Source organism: Pseudomonas sp. NPDC087598, from assembly GCF_044743525.1.
In the GTDB taxonomy this organism is placed as follows: domain Bacteria; phylum Pseudomonadota; class Gammaproteobacteria; order Pseudomonadales; family Pseudomonadaceae; genus Aquipseudomonas.
The window spans coordinates 69,376-88,016 of sequence record NZ_JBIUWQ010000015.1; the positions used below are offsets into that span (position 1 = coordinate 69,376).

At 59.7% G+C, this 18,641-nt stretch carries 17 protein-coding genes; 4 read left to right on the plus strand and 13 right to left on the minus strand.

Translation table 11 applies throughout. From position 1 onward, the window contains the following. Positions 1–55: 55 nt before the first annotated feature. The 10 genes from ACIOWE_RS11315 to ACIOWE_RS11360 form a co-directional block, all read right to left on the minus strand. Positions 56–478 carry a DUF4952 domain-containing protein gene (locus ACIOWE_RS11315; RefSeq protein WP_401391033.1) on the minus strand — a complete coding sequence of 141 codons (423 nt, stop codon included), beginning with the start codon at positions 476–478 and terminating at the stop codon, positions 56–58. Between the two features lie 480 nt (positions 479–958). Further along, complete coding sequence (locus ACIOWE_RS11320) at positions 959–1,705, minus strand: helix-turn-helix transcriptional regulator (RefSeq protein WP_401391035.1); 747 nt, start codon at positions 1,703–1,705, stop codon at positions 959–961. A gap of 223 nt (positions 1,706–1,928) precedes the next feature. After that, entirely contained in the window at positions 1,929–2,456 is a 528-nt protein-coding gene (ppa, locus tag ACIOWE_RS11325; RefSeq protein ID WP_008052339.1) for an inorganic diphosphatase, read from the minus strand. Between the two features lie 112 nt (positions 2,457–2,568). Continuing rightward, entirely contained in the window at positions 2,569–3,381 is an 813-nt protein-coding gene (locus ACIOWE_RS11330; RefSeq protein ID WP_401391038.1) for a zinc-dependent peptidase, read from the minus strand. A gap of 4 nt (positions 3,382–3,385) precedes the next feature. Further along, positions 3,386–4,036 carry a DedA family protein gene (locus ACIOWE_RS11335; protein WP_103303711.1) on the minus strand — a complete coding sequence of 217 codons (651 nt, stop codon included), beginning with the start codon at positions 4,034–4,036 and terminating at the stop codon, positions 3,386–3,388. A gap of 365 nt (positions 4,037–4,401) precedes the next feature. Further along, positions 4,402–4,863: an N-acetyltransferase gene (locus ACIOWE_RS11340; RefSeq protein ID WP_074691599.1), complete on the minus strand. Its 462-nt coding sequence runs from the start codon at positions 4,861–4,863 to the stop codon at positions 4,402–4,404. 115 nt (positions 4,864–4,978) lie between these two features. Then, a complete protein-coding gene (eutC, locus tag ACIOWE_RS11345; protein WP_401391041.1) occupies positions 4,979–5,803 on the minus strand; it encodes an ethanolamine ammonia-lyase subunit EutC in 825 nt (274 codons plus the stop codon). Between the two features lie 5 nt (positions 5,804–5,808). After that, the gene (locus ACIOWE_RS11350; protein WP_401391044.1) at positions 5,809–7,203 is read right to left on the minus strand and encodes an ethanolamine ammonia-lyase subunit EutB; all 1,395 of its coding nucleotides are present in this window, start codon (positions 7,201–7,203) and stop codon (positions 5,809–5,811) included. Between the two features lie 265 nt (positions 7,204–7,468). Further along, positions 7,469–8,839 (minus strand): ethanolamine permease, encoded by a 1,371-nt coding sequence (gene eat / locus ACIOWE_RS11355; RefSeq protein ID WP_401391047.1) that lies wholly within the window; start codon positions 8,837–8,839, stop codon positions 7,469–7,471. A gap of 280 nt (positions 8,840–9,119) precedes the next feature. Continuing rightward, a complete protein-coding gene (locus ACIOWE_RS11360) occupies positions 9,120–10,640 on the minus strand; it encodes an aldehyde dehydrogenase family protein (protein ID WP_201236657.1) in 1,521 nt (506 codons plus the stop codon). 302 nt (positions 10,641–10,942) lie between these two features. On the opposite strand from ACIOWE_RS11360, the gene ACIOWE_RS11365 reads away from it, so the two are divergent. The 4 genes from ACIOWE_RS11365 to ACIOWE_RS11380 all read left to right on the plus strand — a co-directional run bounded on the left by ACIOWE_RS11365 (position 10,943) and on the right by ACIOWE_RS11380 (position 15,412). Beyond that, on the plus strand, positions 10,943–12,856 hold the full coding sequence (locus ACIOWE_RS11365; protein ID WP_401391051.1) for a sigma-54-dependent Fis family transcriptional regulator: 1,914 nt from the start codon (positions 10,943–10,945) through the stop codon (positions 12,854–12,856). Positions 12,857–13,129: 273 nt separating this feature from the next. Next, positions 13,130–14,479 (plus strand): UDP-N-acetylmuramate:L-alanyl-gamma-D-glutamyl-meso-diaminopimelate ligase, encoded by a 1,350-nt coding sequence (gene mpl, locus ACIOWE_RS11370; protein WP_201236659.1) that lies wholly within the window; start codon positions 13,130–13,132, stop codon positions 14,477–14,479. Then, positions 14,476–15,123: a flavin prenyltransferase UbiX gene (gene ubiX, locus ACIOWE_RS11375; protein ID WP_158956780.1), complete on the plus strand. Its 648-nt coding sequence runs from the start codon at positions 14,476–14,478 to the stop codon at positions 15,121–15,123. Before mpl ends, ubiX begins: the two co-directional genes overlap by 4 nt. Further along, positions 15,116–15,412, plus strand: coding sequence for a YceK/YidQ family lipoprotein (locus ACIOWE_RS11380; RefSeq protein WP_401391056.1), 297 nt, complete (start codon positions 15,116–15,118; stop codon positions 15,410–15,412). Before ubiX ends, ACIOWE_RS11380 begins: the two co-directional genes overlap by 8 nt. Before the next feature lie 135 nt (positions 15,413–15,547). Here ACIOWE_RS11380 and ACIOWE_RS11385 read toward each other — a convergent pair whose 3' ends face one another. The 3 genes from ACIOWE_RS11385 to ACIOWE_RS11395 all read right to left on the minus strand — a co-directional run bounded on the left by ACIOWE_RS11385 (position 15,548) and on the right by ACIOWE_RS11395 (position 18,510). Beyond that, positions 15,548–16,189 (minus strand): oxidoreductase, encoded by a 642-nt coding sequence (locus ACIOWE_RS11385; protein ID WP_201236662.1) that lies wholly within the window; start codon positions 16,187–16,189, stop codon positions 15,548–15,550. A 27-nt stretch (positions 16,190–16,216) separates the two neighbouring features. Further along, positions 16,217–17,944, minus strand: a complete 1,728-nt coding sequence (locus tag ACIOWE_RS11390) for a C13 family peptidase (RefSeq protein WP_401391059.1) — start codon at positions 17,942–17,944, stop codon at positions 16,217–16,219. 110 nt (positions 17,945–18,054) lie between these two features. Next, positions 18,055–18,510, minus strand: coding sequence for a MaoC family dehydratase (locus ACIOWE_RS11395; RefSeq protein ID WP_034153755.1), 456 nt, complete (start codon positions 18,508–18,510; stop codon positions 18,055–18,057). Between the last annotated feature and the right edge of the window lie 131 nt (positions 18,511–18,641).

Genomic DNA, 18,641 nt, shown 5'->3' on the forward strand with positions numbered 1-18,641 from the left:
TGTAATGCGGATTGATGGTACGGAAATCGTTTTGCCGATGGTTAGCCAATTGTGCTCAGAAGTCTTCCGCCGTGACTGACACATTGATATAGAAGAACGTTATTTCTGACCATGATTCGCGTCTGTTTATGAGCGTTTCTTCGGACCCCATCCCCAGCAGATACCAACGCTTTGTATTTTTATCGCGATAAGAAAAAAATGTGGAATCCCATCCACAGCAGATATGTCGTAACTCAGGCATTGCGAAGCTACGGCTCATGTAGCGTTCAGCTTTAAGAGCATCCGAGCCTTTGACGCGGTAGCGAGCATTGAGCGGTTTGCCCAACTGTTTGTTGTCTTGAGTGCACTCCAGAAACTCGACGAAGCCAGGCTTGTCGCTGAGTTTCGCAAGAAAATCCCCGCATTGCGGTTCGGCCATCGCGTTACCTGCAAATGTGGATAAGCCTGCGAAGACAAGTCCGCCAATCAACCTGTTCATGTATTCATCCATGATAAGTGCACCAACGTATTTTCCTCCTGCTCTTTTCATACGATCAGGCAGCGAGGTTATACAAGGCTCCCCTACTGATACAGCTTTACGCTGGTCAAGCTATCGGGGAGATTTCTGGACAGGATAGGATTATTTCAGGCATTAAAAAGCCGGCTTGTGGCCGGCTTCTCGGGGACTGGCTTGGTTTATTTTTGGTAAGCCGCGCCAGCCTTCAAAACGTACACCCGGATCTGCGTCCGGCTGTGGGACTTGGTCAGACGTTGGTCTGCCGCGTCGGGCGTCATCGGAGCCGCCGGGAGCGGGTCGATGCGCAAATGTGGGGCGCAGGATACTGAGTTTTGCCGGGGATTCCCAGCCTGAAGTGCGGTTTAGAGCGACCGCAGTCGAACAAATTCGAGATTTGTACCGATTATCAGGGCCTCATCGCGAGCAGGCTCACTCCTACAGGGGGCTTTGCAGGCCGTGCGATCATATAAACGGCACCACTGGCCGTCGTTTGCTCAGGGTCGACCACCAGAATACCCAACCCAATATATGGATCCGATGCTCTTCAATTTGCGCCGGGTGGAAGACTTCGTCCGGGTATTCGGCGCTGTTGTGGCTACGCAGGCGCAGGCCGTTGCCGGGCATGCGGTGCAGGTATTTGATGCGCAGCATGCCGGCGTGTTCGATGGCGTAGATTTCGCCGTCGACGACTTGAGTCAGGCGGCGGTCGATGGCGACGATGGAGCCGTCTTCGATGCAGTCGGCCATGCTGTTGCCGATCATGTGTGCGCAGATGGCGTCGGCTGGGCGAATGTCCAGTTGATCGAGGTGTGAGCGCAGCAGGCGGATGGAGAGGTCCGGGTCCTGAATGACATGGGTTTTACCAGAGTCATTGGGCAGTGGTGTTTCTTTGAAGAACGCCAGTTCGATGTCGTTGGGATGGATGAATCGATAGGCGCCCTGCGGATCTTGGGCATCAAAGCTGGCGCCGTTGCTGGCAGTCGGGGTCAGGCTCGGCAGCTCTTTTGTGCCTTCGCCGGTTTTCAGCCATTCGCTGTTGACGGACAGCAGGCGTGAGACTTCTTCCATGCGATACGCCGGGACGCCCCGGGTGTACCAGTTGTGGACATTTTGGGCTTCCGTGCCCCAGAACTTTGCGAAACCCGTCGTCGAGATGTTCGCTGCTTCCAGGAGTGCCTTGAATCTTGGACCGCTAGTGTTCTTTCTCATAAACACGGAGTCTACGGCCGTGCTAGAGCAGTTTGAATAAACCGGGTGTTCAAAAACGGGCTGAATTTTGCGACGGGATGTAAGACGTCCTTGTGGGAAATTACACAGGCTAAAACTTTTTTGTAGTCCGCTATAAACACTCTGTTTAAGGCGGCTTTTCCCGGGCACAAAAAACCCCGGATCAACCGGGGTTTTCTTCAAGCATCACGCGTAGCGCAAGTGCTTAACCTTTGTAGGCTGCAACCGACTTGGTGATCGCGTCGCGAGCGGCGTCAGCACCGGCCCAACCTTCGATCTTGACCCATTTGCCTTTTTCGAGATCTTTGTAGTTCGCGAAGAAGTGCTCGATCTGCTGAATCAGCAGTGGTGGCAGGTCGGTGTATTCCTTCACGTCGACGTACAGCTGGGACAGCTTGTCGTGTGGCACTGCGATGACTTTGGCATCGCCGCCGCCGTCGTCGGTCATGTTCAGGATGCCGACTGGACGTGCGCGGATCACCGAGCCTGGAGCAACCGGGTAAGGGGTCACGACCAGTACGTCGAGGGGATCACCGTCGTCAGCCAGGGTGTTCGGGATGTAACCGTAGTTGGCCGGGTAGAACATTGGGGTGGCCATGAAACGGTCAACGAACAGGCAATCGCTGTCTTTGTCGATTTCGTATTTGATCGGCGCGTGGTTGGCCGGGATCTCGATCGCGACGTAGATGTCGTTCGGCAGGTCTTTGCCAGCCGGAATCTTGCTGTAGCTCATTGGGCGTTGCCCCCGTAGTTGACCAAAAACACTTGGCCGGATTGACCAAAAAGTGGCGGCGATTATAGGCATATTCTGCCGGGCGCGCCATGTACCGAAAGTCGTGCAGAGCTTAGTCGTGCGCCTGATAGACCGGGTCCGTGGCTTGAAGTTGCCGCAACCTGCCCAACGGGTCCTGCCGATAAAAAAGCTGCAGCTGCGTGTACACCTGTGGATAACTTTCGTGCAGCACATCCGGTGCACTGAAGAAGTACTCGCTGGTGACGGCGAAGAACTCGGCCGGGTTCTCGGCGGCATACGGGTCGATGGCGGTTTCGGCATCAGGGTCGCGGTCGAGTTGATGGTTGAGGTCGTCGTAGGCCTTTTGCATCACGTCGGCCCAGTCGCTGACGCGCATGTCGGCGTGCAGCGGCGGCAGGCCGTTGGCGTCGCCATTGAGCATGTCGAGTTTGTGCGCCAGTTCGTGGATCACCAGGTTGTAGCCTTCCCAGCCACCACTGGCCATTACGCCCGGCCAGGCGAGGATGATCGGCCCCTGCTGCCAGGCTTCGCCGCTGTGTTCGCCATCCCACTCATGTTCGACGCCACTGGCATCGCGATGGCGCTGCGGGCTGAGGAAGTCATCGGGGTAGAGGACGATTTCGTGGAAACCCTGATACCAATTCAAATCACCGAGATTGAGCAGCGGTAATTGCGCCTGGGCGGCGAGCAGCAGGCGTTGTTCCTGATGCAGTTCGACGCCGGGCAGGGCGGTCAGGTGTTTTTCTTCGAGAAACAGTACGCAGGCTTCGCGCAGCCACTGGTCTTCGGCGGCGCTGATGCCGTCTAGAAAGCTCAGGTGATGGCGCACCCGTTGCCACATGTCATCGGCAATCGGGTGCTTCGCCAGAATGCGCCGGCGTCGCCAGGCGCTCAGCGACCACATCGGCTTAGTGCGATTGCGCTTTGGTGCCGCCGAAACGGCTGCGCACGACGCCGATGATCATCGGCACCAGCGACAGCAGGATGATGCCCACCACCAGCAGCGACAGGTTCTTCTTGATGAACGGCACGTTGCCGAAGAAGTAACCCAGCGTCACCAGACCGCCGACCCACAGCACGGTACCGAACACGCTGAAACCGAAGAAGCGTGGGTAGGGCATCTTCGCCACGCCGGCGACGAAGGGTGCGAAGGTACGAATGATCGGCAGGAAACGCGCCAAGGTCACGGTTTTGCCACCGTGCTTGTCGTAGAAGTCGTGAGTCTGTTGCAGGTAATCGCGACGGAAGATTTTCGAGTTCGGGTTGCTGAACAACCTTTCTCCAGCCGTTCGTCCTATCACGTAATTGGTGCTGTCGCCGAGGATTGCCGCCAGCATCAGCAGGCCGCCCAGCAGCACGGGGTCCATGCCTCCGCCAGCGGCAACGGCACCGGCGATGAACAGCAGCGAATCGCCCGGCAGGAACGGCATGACCACCAGACCGGTCTCGCAGAAAATCACCAGGAACAGGATGGCGTAGATCCATGGCCCGTAATTGTTCACCAGCAAATCGAGGTAAACGTCGAGATGCAGGATAAGGTCGAGCGGGTTGAAATCCATGGAGGCACCTGTGGTGATGGCCCGACTCGGCAGGCCTGTGCGGATGACTTCGTGTAAGCCTACAACGGGGTGTAGTTTTTCTTACAAGCCGGAAAGATCGGGATTATACGGTCTGAAAGATGAAAAGCGCGTTGGTTTTGTAGCGGGGGATGTCGGGGTGTGAGGATTTGTCAGGGAGGCATGGATTTTGGTGGCGAGTGTTTTTTGTGGCAAGGGCGCTTGCTCCCGCTGGAGGGCGCAGCACTCCCGAATCCGCAGGCATGCGGTGAGCCTGCGGGATCGAGGTGTTGAGGTTTGGGGCTGCTTTGCAGCCCAGCGAGAGCAAGCTCCCTCGCCACAGGAGCTATCCGAAGTCGGTCCAGGGGTCAGAGTTCTTCGCTGATCGGCAGCACGTAGTTCTTGAACTCGGTGTCTTCCTTGAATCCGATCGATTCATAGGTTTTCTGCGCCACCTCGTTATCGGCACTGGTGGACACGCGCATGCGCACGGCCTGGGTTTCCTTGGCCATTTTCTTCGCGGTGCGGATCAGGTTGTCGGCGACCAGTTGGCGGCGGGCGTCTTCGGCGACGTAAATGTCATTGAGGATCCATACGCGCTTGAGCGACAGCGAGGAAAAGCTTGGATACAACTGACAGAACCCCATCAGTTTCTTGTCGTCATCATCGGCCAGAGCCAGGTAGATCACCGATTCCTTGCGGCGCAGGCGTTTTTCGAGAAACGCGCGGGAGGAGTCCGGATAAGGCAGGGAACCGTAGAACTCGCGATATTTGACGAACAACGGAGTCAACAAATCCAGATGTTCGAGGGTCGCTTGAATAATCCGCATGATAGGTCTCGTCTTCAAGTGGCTGTCTTCAACTGCTCTGACGGCGATGGGAAACCCTGGCGGCCGTGTATCGATCCTGCCTGAAACCTGCGCAGAAACGCAATGCGGAAACGGTTCAGGTTGAGGGCGCATCCAGTAGGAAATTTCCTTTCATATCTGCACCTGCGTCCGACTCCAGCGTCTGAACCTGTGCTTCGTCCTTCAGATTGACCCCCGACAGCTGCCGCCGGCAGGCTTCGCGCATCAGGTACAGCAAGCGATGCGCCGCCATCCCATAGCTCAAACCCTCCAGCCGCACGTTGGAAATGCAATTGCGGTAGGCATCGGTCAGTCCGATCTTTGGATTGTAGGTGAAATATAAACCGAGGCTGTCCGGCGAACTGAGGCCCGGGCGCTCACCGATCAGCATCACGACCATTTTTGCGCCGAGCAGTTGGCCAATTTCATCACCGACGGCGACCCGGCCCTGTTCGACCAGAACGACGGGGGCCATGGACCAGCTGTCAGCGCTCATCTGCTCTTCCAGGCGGGTGAGAAACGGCAATGTATGCCGATGCACCGCCAGTGCCGACAAGCCGTCCGCCACGACAATCGCCAGATCAACGCCGCCCGGATGTGCCGCCGCGTAATTACGCAGGCTCTGCGCCGAGTCTGCGCTCAACTTGCGCCCCAGGTCCGGGCGTTGCAGGTAGCTGTTGCGATCCGTCGCCGCGCTGTGCAGTAAAAGGCTTTCGCGCCCGCGCTCGCTGAGTTGCGCGCTGAGCCCTGCATGATCGAACGGCAGATGCACCGCATCCCGCGCTTGTGCGTGGGCAAACTGGAAATCCAGTTGAGCGCTGGTCGGCAGACTGGTGCCGGTGCGGCCGAGGGCTATGCGTGCCGGGGTCAGGCGGCGCAGTTCCAGCCATGGGTTTTGCGGGTCGACAGGCGGTTTTTGCATAAGACTCATCCCAGTTGCGCCAAGGCCTGGCGGAAGGCCGGCGGCAGGTTATTGCCGAAATGCACCTTGCCGTCCGCTTGGGTGAAGATGCCCATTCTGGCCAGCCATTGTTCAAACTCTGGCGCCGGTTTCAGGCCCAAGGTCTGGCGCGCGTAGAGCGCGTCGTGGAACGAAGTGGTCTGGTAATTGAGCATGATGTCGTCGGAGCCGGGGATGCCCATGATGAAGTTGATCCCGGCGACACCCAAGAGGGTCAGCAGGGTGTCCATGTCGTCCTGATCGGCTTCGGCGTGGTTGGTGTAGCAGATGTCGCAGCCCATCGGTACGCCGAGCAACTTGCCGCAGAAGTGGTCTTCGAGGCCGGCGCGGATGATCTGTTTACCGTTATAGAGGTATTCCGGGCCGATAAATCCTACGACGGTGTTCACCAGGAATGGCTTGAAATGTCGCGCTACGGCGTAGGCCCGTGTCTCGCAGGTCTGTTGATCGACGCCGTGGTGGGCGTTGGCCGACAGCGCGCTGCCCTGACCGGTTTCGAAATACATCAGGTTTTGCCCGAGGGTGCCGCGATTCAGGCTCAGGCCGGCGTCATAACCTTCCTGCAAGACATTCAGGTTGATGCCGAAACTGGCGTTGGCCGCTTCGGTGCCGGCGATGGACTGGAACACCAGGTCCAGCGGCACCCCACGGTTGATCGCCTCGATCGAGGTGGTGACGTGGGTCAGCACGCAGGCCTGGGTCGGGATGTCGTAGCGCTGGATGATCGCGTCGAGCATTTCCAGCATCGCGCAGATCGAAGCGATGCTGTCGGTGGCCGGGTTGATGCCGATCATTGCGTCGCCGTTGCCGTACAGCAGGCCGTCGAGAATGCTCGCGGCAATACCGGAAGGCTCGTCAGTGGGGTGATTGGGTTGCAAACGAGTCGACAGGCGCCCGCGCAGGCCGAGCGTGCCGCGAAATTTCGTCACGACGCGGATTTTTTGTGCGACCAGCACCAGATCCTGCACGCGCATGATCTTCGACACTGCCGCGACCATTTCCGGCGTCAGCCCGGGGGCGAGGGCGCGCAGGCTGGTTTCATCGGCGGCGTCGCTGAGCAGCCAGTCGCGAAAACCACCGACGGTGAGATGGCTGACGACGGCGAAGGCCTGTTTGTCGTGGGTGTCGATGATCAGTCGGGTGACTTCATCGGACTCATAAGGAATCAGCGCTTCCTGTAGGAAATGCGTTAGCGGAATGTCAGCCAGTGCCATTTGCGCAGCCACGCGCTCGCCGTCATTGAGCGCGGCGACACCGGCGAGAAAGTCCCCGGAGCGCGCCGGGCTGGCCTTGGCCATCACATCCTTGAGGCTGTCGAAGCGAAAGGTCTGGGCGCCGACGGAATGGGCAAATGCGGCCATGGGGCGGTGTCCTCTTGATTCTGTGGATAACTCAGTTCCTTGTGGGAACGGACTCCGTGGTGAGGGGATTTATCCCCGATGGGGCGCGCAGCGGCCCCAAACCCTGAGATCGCGGAGTATCAGATACACAGCGATAAATGGGTTTACGACTGCTTCGCAGCCGATCGGGGATAAATCCCCTCGCCACAGGTTCATCCCCCGCACAAGGGAGGTGTATGCACTTCTATATAGCGGGCACCTGGTGAAAGGCCCGGTGCCGGTGCAACTAGATACCTTCGAGCATAGCGTCTGCCGGCGCTTCGGCGCGTTGCTTGGCGGTCAGCTGGAAATACAGATAACCGGCGGCCATGAAACCCATGAACACACAACCGATCAGCGTGTTGAACCACGCCATCGCCACCAGGCACACCACCGCCAGGAACAGCGCAATGGCGGGTACTACCGGGTAGCCCGGTGCGCGGAAAGTGCGTTCCAGGTTCGGCTCGGTTTTGCGCAGTTTGAACAGGCTGAGCATGCTGATGATGTACATCACGATCGCGCCGAACACCGACATGGTGATCATTGCAGCAGTCAGCGTCATGCCTTGCAGATTGACCAGACCGTCGCTGTAGATCGCCGCGATGCCGATCACGCCGCCGGCCAGAATCGCCCGGTGTGGCGTCTGAAAGCGCGAGAGTTTGGCCAGACCTTTCGGCAGATAACCGGCGCGGGCGAGGGCGAAGAACTGTCGCGAGTAGCCGAGAATGATGCCGTGGAAACTCGCCACCAGACCGAACAGGCCGATCCACACCAGCATGTGCATCCACGATGAGTTATTGCCAACCACGGCTTTCATTGCTTGCGGCAGTGGGTCGTTGATGTTCGACAGTTGACGCCAGTCGCCGACACCGCCGGCCATCACCATCACGCCGATGGCGAGGAACACCAGGGTCAGAATCCCGCTGACATAAGCCTTGGGAATCGTGCGTTTCGGGTCTTTGGCTTCTTCGGCGGCCATGGCCGCGCCTTCGATGGCGAGGAAGAACCAGATCGCGAACGGTATCGCCGCGAAGATCCCGGGGATCGAGCCCATGGTGAACTCGTTCGAACCCGACCAGCCGTTAAGCACGAAGTTACTGAAGCTGAAGCCCGGCGCGACCACGCCCATGAACACCAGCAATTCGGCGACCGCCAGTACGGTGACCACCAATTCAAAGGTTGCGGCAATGCTGACGCCAAGAATATTCAGGGTCATGAAGACGAAATACGCGCCAACCGCCGCGATCTTCGGATCAAGCTCCGGGTACTGCACATTCAGATAAGCGCCAATGGCCATGGCAATCGCCGGTGGCGCGAAGACGAACTCGATCAGCGTGGCGATACCGGCGATCAGTCCGCCCTTCTCGCCGAACGCACGACGGCTGTAGGCAAACGGCCCGCCAGCGTGTGGGATTGCGGTGGTCAGTTCGGTGAAACTGAAAATGAAGCAGGTGTACATCGTCGCGACCATCAGCGCCGTGACCAGAAAACCCAGAGTGCCCGCGGTGCCCCAGCCGTAACTCCAGCCGAAGTATTCGCCGGAAATCACCAGGCCGACGGCAATGCCCCAGAGGTGCAGGGTGCCGAGTGTGGGTTTGAGCTGTGTGGTGGAAGTCATAAGTCCTCGCTGTCTTTTTTATTGTTTGATCTGTTGGACTTTCGGGTGTCGCGGTTAGGTGGGTGGATGCTGTTCACGCAGCGGCAGTTGTCGAGCAAATCCTGAATGACGGGTACGCAAGGGCCGTGCCAGAGCGGCCAGGCCTTGGGTTGTGTCATTAAGGACGCCTTCGCGAGCAGGCTCGCTCCCACAGGGTTACTCGGTGCAAATGTGGGAGCGAGCCTGCTCGCGAAAGCGGTAGACAGGGCGACACCGAAACATCAGTGTCGCCCCTCAGGTTTTAGAAGAAGCCCAACGGATTGATGTCGTAGCTCACCAGCAGGTTCTTGGTCTGCTGATAATGATCGAGCATCATCTTGTGGGTTTCACGGCCGACGCCGGACTTTTTGTACCCGCCGAACGCGGCGTGCGCCGGGTACAGGTGGTAGCAGTTGGTCCACACACGACCGGCCTTGATGGCGCGGCCCATGCGGTAGGCGCGGTTGATGTCGCGGGTCCAAAGGCCGGCGCCGAGGCCGAACTCGGTGTCGTTGGCGATGGCCAGGGCTTCGGCTTCATCCTTGAAGGTGGTGATGCTCACCACCGGGCCAAAGATTTCTTCCTGGAACACGCGCATTTTGTTGGTGCCCTTGAGCAGGGTCGGCTGGATGTAATAGCCGGTCGACAGATTGCCCTCGAGTTTTTCCACTTTGCCGCCAGTCAGCAACTCGGCGCCTTCGCCCTTGGCGATTTCCAGATAGGAAAGAATCTTGTCGAACTGCTGTTCGGACGCCTGTGCGCCGACCATGGTGTCGGTGTCCAGCGGATCGCCACGTTTGATTTGCAGGACTTTCTTCATCACGACGGCCATGAACTCGTCGTAGATCGATTCCTGCACCAGTGCGCGGGAAGGGCAGGTGCAGACTTCGCCCTGGTTGAAGAACGCCAGGACCAGACCTTCAGCGGCTTTCTCAATGAACGTCGGCTCGGCCTGCATGATGTCTTCGAAGAAGATGTTCGGCGACTTGCCACCCAGCTCAACGGTGGACGGAATGATGTTTTCGGCGGCGCATTTCATGATGTGCGAGCCGACCGGGGTCGAGCCGGTGAAGGCGATCTTGGCGATGCGTTTGCTGGTCGCCAGTGCTTCGCCGGCTTCTTTGCCGAAGCCTTGCACGACGTTGAGTACGCCCGGCGGCAGCAGGTCGCCGATCAGCTCCATCAGCACGGTGATACCCAGCGGTGTCTGTTCGGCGGGCTTGAGTACTACGCAATTACCGGCGGCCAGCGCTGGCGCGAGTTTCCACGCGGCCATCAGGATCGGGAAGTTCCACGGGATGATCTGACCGACCACGCCCAGTGGTTCATGAATGTGATAAGCCACGGTGTTGCCGTCGATTTCGGCAGCGCTGCCTTCCTGGGCGCGCAGGCAGCCAGCGAAGTAGCGGAAATGGTCGGCGGCCAGCGGGATATCGGCGTTGAGGGTTTCACGGACGGCTTTGCCGTTGTCCCAGGTTTCGGTGATCGCCAGCAGTTCGAGGTTCTGTTCGATACGGTCGGCGATTTTCAGCAGGATCAGCGAGCGCGCCTGCACGGAGGTCGCGCCCCACGCATCGGCGGCGGCGTGGGCGGCGTCCAGTGCCTTGTCGATGTCTTCGGCAGTGGAGCGCGGGAATTCGGCAATTGGCTGGCCATTCACTGGCGAGGTATTGGTGAAGTACTGACCTTTGACAGGCGCGACGAACTCGCCGCCGATGTAGTTACCGTATTTACTCTTGAACGAGACTTTGGCGCCTTCAGTACCGGGGTGAGCGTAACGCATGATGATGTTCTCCTTGGCTTTGTACTTATTAGAGAAACGCGCAAGTGCGCTTGCTATAAGCGTAGAGCAAAGGTCGGGCCACTGCCGTGCAGGTCAGGTAAATCAAGGTCTTGCGTGGTTTTTGTCGGACGAGCGGATTGCGTCTGTGACGCTTTCGGTACAGGTGTCGTGACACTTTGTACCGTTTTCGGCACAGCCTGTGACCGGGCAGTCTTGCCAGCATTGCAATGCCGTAGCGGCTGGAGGATGCTGGGCGTCACCTCAAGCATTGGGCCGCCGAGCCTCGGGGAGAACAATAAGAAATGCACGACAACCATTTGAGTCGCCATGCCCAACAGGTTCTCACGGCCACACAGGGCAAATCGCACCTGCACGGGCCGGGAGCCGATCCATCGATTGCCCGCTCGTGGCTGCGCTGTCTTGAGGACTATCACCTCGATCCGGCCCTGAGCATGGCGCCCACCGTGCTCGAACACGGGCGCGTCCTCGAAAGCCGCGAGCGTCTGCAGCAGGTGTTGCAGATCGCCGGCAATGAAATGAGCAGCCTGCATCAACAACTCTCCGGCGCCGGCCACGCGGTTTTGCTGACGGATGCGCGTGGGGTGATCCTCAACTGCGTCACCGCACCTGCCGAACGCAAGATCTTCGAACGCGCCGGCCTCTGGCTCGGTGCCGACTGGAGCGAAGCCTGCGAAGGCACCAACGGCATCGGCACCTGCCTGGTCGAGCGTCAGGCCCTGACCATTCATCAAGATGAACACTTTCGCGGCCGTCACACCGGCCTGACCTGTTCGGCGAGTCCGGTGTTCGATCCGCATGGCGAACTGCTCGCGGTGCTCGACGTGTCGTCGGCGCGCCACGATGTTTCGCGACAGAGCCAGTTCCACACCATGGCATTGGTCAATCTGTCGGCGAAGATGATTGAGAGCTGCTACTTCCTGCGCTGTTTCGATAATCAATGGTTGCTGCGTTTTCACTTGCAGGCCGAATCGGTGGGCTTGTTCAGCGAAGGTTTGCTGGCGTTCGATGGAGAAGGGCGGATCAGTGCGGTCAACCAGAGTGCGCTGAATTTGCTTGGGCATATTCGCGGTGGTTTGCTGGGCAAACCGGTGGAGGCGTTTTTCGATAGTTCGCTGGATGAATTGCTCGGCCGCGCGAGTGCCAATGCCAGCGCCAGTTGGCCGTTGCGCACCCGCGATGGTCGACATCTGTTTGCCGTATTGCGCGGCGAGTCGCGCAAGCCGACGCCGATCATGCCCGTCAGGGTAGTGCCCGAGGCGCCACGTCTGTCGGGCATCTGCCTTGGTGATGCCGCGTTGCAGGCGGACTTCCGCAAAGCCCTGCGCGTGTTCGAACGCGATGTACCGCTGTTGATCAATGGCGAAACCGGCTCCGGCAAAGAGGCGCTCGCCAAAGCGGTGCATCAGGCCAGTCAACGCTCAAGCAAGGCCTTCGTCGCCCTCAACTGTGCGGCCATTCCCGAGAGCCTGATCGAGAGCGAGCTGTTCGGCTATCGCGGCGGCAGCTTCACCGGTGCACGCAAGGACGGCATGCGCGGCAAGTTGCAGCAGGCCGACGGCGGCACGTTGTTCCTCGATGAAATCGGCGACATGCCGCTGGCCTTGCAGACCCGATTACTGCGGGTGCTGGAGGATCGACAGGTGGTGCCGATCGGCGGCGAGCCGGAAGCGGTCAACGTGCGGATTATCAGTGCGACTCACCGCAATCTGCTGGAGCGGGTGGCGGACGGCAGTTTCCGCGAGGATTTGTATTACCGGCTCAATGGCCTGGAAGTGGCGTTGCCGGCGTTGCGCGAGCGCAGCGACAAATCACAGTTGCTGGACTTCTTGCTGGCCGAGGAGGCTGGCGGCGAAACGATTCTGCTCGCAGAGCCGGCGCGGCAGGCATTGCTGGCGTTCAACTGGCCGGGGAACGTGCGCCAGTTGCGCAATGTCCTGCGTACGCTGGCGGCGTTGTGTGATGAAGGGCGGATCGGGCTGGAGGATTTGCCGGCAATGATTAGGCAGTTGCGGCCGCCAGTGGTGGAAACCCCGACATCCGAACACCCGCTGGAAGATGCCGAGCGGTCGGCATTGCTGAGTGCCCTTGAGCAAACGCACTGGCATATGACGCACACGGCGCAACAGCTCGGCGTCAGCCGCAACACCCTCTACCGAAAACTGCGCAAGCATGGGATTGAGCGGCGGGTCAGTTAGAAGCCCCTCACCCTCACCCTAACCCGCTCCCAGAGGGAGAGGGGACTGACCGAGTTGTTCTCTCGCGCTACGCCGACCTGAGCTATCGAGGTGAACACAGGATTTGAGAGCAGCAAAGATCGGCTCCCTCTCCCTCGGGAGAGGGCTGGGGTGAGGGGTAGCAATCTGCAGCCATGTCGAGATTCATTGTCCAACCAATCCCGCCCCATCACCTAAAGAGTGCGATTTCCCCCTCCCTACGCTAACCTGCGGCCATGTTTTACGAGGTCGACTATGCACATTCATATTCTGGGTATCTGCGGGACTTTCATGGGCTCGATGGCCGTTCTGGCCAAAGAACTGGGCCATCACGTGACCGGCTCCGACGCCAACGTCTATCCGCCGATGAGCACACAGCTTGAGGCCCAAGGCATTCAGCTGACTCAGGGCTACGACCCGGCCCAGCTCGATCCGGCGCCGGATCTGGTGGTGATCGGCAACGCCATGTCCCGCGGCAATCCGGCGGTGGAATATGTGCTGAATAAAGGCCTGCCATACGTTTCCGGCCCACAGTGGCTGGCCGATCATGTGCTGCAAGGTCGCTGGGTATTGGCTGTCGCTGGCACCCACGGCAAAACCACCACCAGCAGCATGCTCGCCTGGGTGTTGGAACACGCCGGCATGAGCCCGGGTTTCCTGATCGGCGGCGTACCGCAGAATTTCTCGGTATCGGCACGTTTGGGTGGTACGCCGTTCTTTGTGATCGAAGCCGACGAATACGACAGCGCGTTCTTCGACAAGCGTTCGAAGTTCGTTCACTACCGCCCACGCACCGCGATCCTCAACAACCTTGAGTTCGATCACGCAGACATTTTCCCGGATCTGCCAGCGATCGAGCGGCAATTCCATCATCTGGTCCGTACGATCCCGAGCGAAGGCCTGGTGATTCACCCGACCACCGAGCCGGCCTTGCAGCGTGTGATCGAGATGGGCTGCTGGACCCCGGTGCAGACTACCGGCGTCGGCGGTCAGTGGCAGGTCAAATTGCTCAAAGACGACGGCTCGGCCTTCGAGGTGATGTTCGAAGGCGTGTCGCAAGGCACGGTCGAGTGGGAGCTGACCGGTCAGCACAACGTCGCCAACGCCTTGGCCGCGCTGGCGGCGGCGCGTCACGTCGGCGTTGTGCCGTCGATGGGCATCGCCGGGCTGAGTGCGTTCAAGAACGTCAAACGTCGCATGGAAAAAGTCGCCGAAGTACGCGGCATCACCATTTACGACGACTTCGCCCATCACCCGACGGCGATTGCCACCACGCTCGACGGCCTGCGCAAACGCATCGGCGATGCACCGCTGATCGCGATCATCGAGCCGCGCTCCAACTCGATGAAGCTCGGCGCGCACCGTGACGGTTTGCCGGAGAGTGTGAACGATGCCGATCAGGTGATCTGGTACGCACCGGCCAATCTTGGCTGGGATCTGGGCGCGACCGCTGCGCTGTGCAGCGTGCCGTCGATTGTCAGTGATTCGCTGGAAGGCATCATCGAACGTGTGAAGAGCCAGGCTCAGCCCGGCACCCACGTGGTGATCATGAGCAACGGCGGCTTCGGCGGCCTGCACGGCAAACTCGCCGAGGCGCTGCAATGAACACTCGTTTCGAGAGCAACGGCCCGGAACGCATCACGCTGGCGATGACCGGCGCTTCAGGCGCGCAGTACGGTTTGCGCCTGCTCGATTGTCTGGTGCGTGAAGATCGCGAGGTGCACTTCCTGATCTCCAAGGCAGCCCAATTGGTGATGGCCACCGAGACCGACGTCACGCTGCCGCCCAAGCCGCAGACGATGCAGGCCTTCCTCACCGAATACACCGGGGCTGCCGCCGGGCAGATCCGTGTTTACGGCAAGGAAGACTGGATGTCGCCGGTAGCCTCGGGCTCCGGTGCTCCCGCCGCGATGGTCGTGGTGCCGTGCTCGACGGGCACGTTGTCGGCGATTGCCACGGGCGCCTGCAACAACCTGATCGAACGTGCGGCAGACGTGACGTTGAAGGAGCGTCGCCAGTTGATTCTGGTGCCGCGTGAAGCGCCGTATTCGAGCATTCATCTGGAGCACATGCTCAAGCTGTCGAACATGGGCGTGACCATTCTTCCTGCGTCTCCGGGTTTTTATCACCAGCCGCAGACCATCGACGATCTGATCGATTTCGTCGTGGCACGGATTCTCAATCTGCTGGGGATACCTCAGGACATGCTGCCACGTTGGGGCGAGCATCATCTGAGCAGCGATGAATAAGCTGCTGGCGTCTCTGCTGGTGACAGTGCTGGCGCTGCATCTGACGGGGTGCGCCACCGCGCGAACGCTTGATGCGGCCAAGCCTGGGGCGCCGGTGGTGTATTCAGGGACGCGGCTGGATTTGTATGCAATGAATGGCGGGTGTTGCGCGATGGATCGGTTTGGCGCTGAGGCACCGAGCTATCCGGGGGTGGATCTGCCGGCGAGTGCGTTGCTCGATACGTTGTTGCTGCCGTTGTCTTTGCTGACCGTCATTGGCGTGGGGTTTCAGGCGACGGGCGGATTGTAGGGGGAGTGCTTTGCACTCCATTCGCGAGCAGGCTCGCTCCCACAGGTTTTGATGGCGCTCACAAATTCTGTACTCGCTGAAGATCCCTGTGGGAGCGGGCTTGCCCGCGAAGAGGTCAGCCCAGACACCATAAGACTATTTGCCGAGCTTCCTCAGATCATCCGACTCGATCACCCGCACACCATCCTGCTCTTCCAGCGCCAACCGCCACATCGCCCGCGCCAGTTGGCACGCCTCGATGCCACGGTATTTACCCGGAATCAACTTCGACAACGGCCCGGCCAACTGTTCGGCCAGACGTGGCTCAGTGCGTTCACCCAACAACAGCGATGGCCGGCAAATGGTCAACTGTGGCCAGTCTTGCGCGCGCAGGGCTTCTTCCATTTCACCCTTGACCCGATTGTAGAAAACCGATGATTTCGGATCGGCGCCAATGGCGCTGATCACGATCAGGTGTCGCGCGCCCATTTCCCGCGCACGCTTGGCGAAGGCCACGACCATGTCCAGATCGACCGCACGGAACGCCTGTTCCGAGCCAGCCTGCTTGATGGTTGTGCCGAGGCAGCAGTAAGCGATGTCGACGCGACCGCTGAGCTGCGGCAGAAAAACCTGCGGATCGCCGACCGGGTTTTCCAGGTGCGGATGTTCGGCCAATGGCCGACGCGAAGGGGCGAGCACGCGAGTAATTGTTGGCTCATTGAGCAAACGGTCGAGTAGATGTTCACCGGTCAATCCGGTGGCTCCGGCAAGCAATACGTGCTGAGGCGTCAAGTACATAGTGTCTCTCCCTTGATACTGTTCAGCTTAGTTGCTGTTTGTCGCTCCGTCGTTCAATGCAGCACTTTGCAACGCTTTTCTGGCTTGCTGTTTGCGCAGCAGTTGCCAGTGTGACAGCACGGTTTTCGGCGCCCAGATTTGCGGCTCCGAGGCTTCGAAATTGTCCGCCAGTTCTCGTTCGGCAACGGTGGCCTTGGCCAGTTTGAACGCTTGTTCGAGATCGTCGGTCTGGTTCAGCGCCTGGGCGAACAGCGCATCGCCGAAGTAGGTGAAGTTGGCCTCTTCGGAGCAGCCAAAGGACACTCGATCGGCCCGCGAGGCGGTCATGACCAGCGTGCGTTCGTCTTTGAGGGCCGGGATGAAACCGCCGGAATAGCATGAGGAAATCACGATGATCTTGTCGCGGTTTTTCAGCGGCGCGAGCACGGCGGCCAGTTCATCGGCGGGCAGGTCGGCCAGTTCCATGCGCGGCTGGTCGAGCACCAGTTCGTGTTCGGCGGTGCCGTGGCTGGTCAGGTAGATGAACAGCAAGTCTTCCGGGCCACTGCGCTCGGCCAGGGTTTGCGCGGCGCGGCGCAGGTTTTCGCGGGTGGCCATCGGCCGGTCGCCGAGGTGGTCGCGATGGTTGACCAGACGGATCTGGCCATAGGCGCCGAAACGTGTGCTGAGCATGTTGGCGACGTAATCGGACTCGCGCAGAAACACGCTCTGTTTGCCGTCACCACCGAGCGTCAGGGTGTACAACTCGACCGCAGGCGTCGAGGCCGGGATGGCGGCCAGTGCGTCGTCGAGCAGGCGACCCTGAGCGAGCAGGCCGAGTTCGAGGGTGTCGGGCAGCAACTTGCCGTCGGCATCGCGCACACGCTGGCCGTTGATCCAGGTGCCGCTGAGCACGCTGCCATCGGTCAGCACCAGGGTGCCACGTCCGGTGTAGCTGTCGCTGTCGAAGCCGCCGATGTAGAAGCTGCCGTCGGGCAGGTTCAAGCGGCCCTGACCGCTGAAGCGCCAGTCGCTGAACGAGCCGACGTAATGGCTGCCGTCGGCGCCGATCAGTTCACCCTTGCCGGTCAGCGCGCCTTCCTTGAACTGACCGAGCCAGACGTCGCCATCAGCGTTTTCGTAGCGGCCCTTGCCGTGCAATTGATTGTTCTTGAAACCACCGACATAGATGTCGCCGTCGGCGCTGTTGAACGTGCCGTTGCCTTCCAGTTGGCCATTGACGAAATGGCCAGTGAACGAGTTGCCGCTGGCGTCGCCGCGCTGGCCTTCGCCATTCGGTTTGCCGTGGGCGAACTGGCCTTGATAGGAGCTGCCGTCATCCATTTCCAGACGGCCGAGCCCGGAATATTGATCGGCCTTGAACTCGCCACGGTAGGTCATGGCGTTTTCCTTGAGGGTGCCTTCGCCATCGCGTCGACCGAGTTTGAACCCGCCGGTGTAACTGCTGGCGTTGGTGGTCAGGCTGCCTTGCCCGTCGAACAGCCCTTGCTGGAACTGGCCGCGATAGACCTCGCCATTACTGCCGTGCCATTCGCCCTGACCATGCCACTGGCCCTTGTCGAACTGCCCGGCATACCAACTGCCATTAGGGTAGTCGACGCGCCCCTGACCCTGCAGCAAGCCATCGACCAACTCGCCACGATAGCGTCCGCCGTCCGGCAGGCGCGCATCCGGCGGCAACAGCGATTCGCCGTCGCCACAAGCGGCAAGCATCAGGGTCAAGGCAAGGGGGGCAAGAGAAGCGAGTGGGCGCATAGCGGGATCCGGGCAATTAGGCGACCGAGTATGCCGCAGCTATGTGACCTTATACAGCCGCCGGAAGGAAGCGGATGCGAAACAGCGTGCGCTGTTTCGCATCCCGGCGCTTAAACGAAGCAGAGCGACAGCGGTTCGGCGATATAGGCCGGTTTGTCCGAGCCTTCTATCTCCAGTGTCGCGGTGGCTTTGAGCAGCCACTGGCCAGGTTTTTTCTCGGTCACTTCGCCCAGATCGACCTTCAGGCGAACTTTGGAATTGACCTTCACCGGCTGAATGAAACGCACGCTGTCCAGGCCGTAATTGACCACCATCTTCACGCCTTGCGGCAGCACGAGGATGTCCTCCATCAATTTCGGGATCAGCGACAACGACAGGAAACCGTGGGCAATGGTGCTGCCGAATGGTGTTTGCGCGGCTTTGACCGGGTCGACGTGAATGAACTGATAATCACCGGTGGCTTCGGCGAACAGGTTGATGCGTTCCTGATCGATGGTGAGCCATTCGGAACGTCCGAGTTCCTTGCCGACATAATCTTTGAGCTCTGCAACTGGAACATAGGGCATTGAGACTCTCCTTGGGTTCATCGGTTTTATAGTTTTTCAGGTGGGGGATTTGACCGCCCTGCGAACCACTGTAGATCATCATGGCGATTTGCTCAGGTCAACCGACCATGCTTTTGGCGAATGCCGATCCA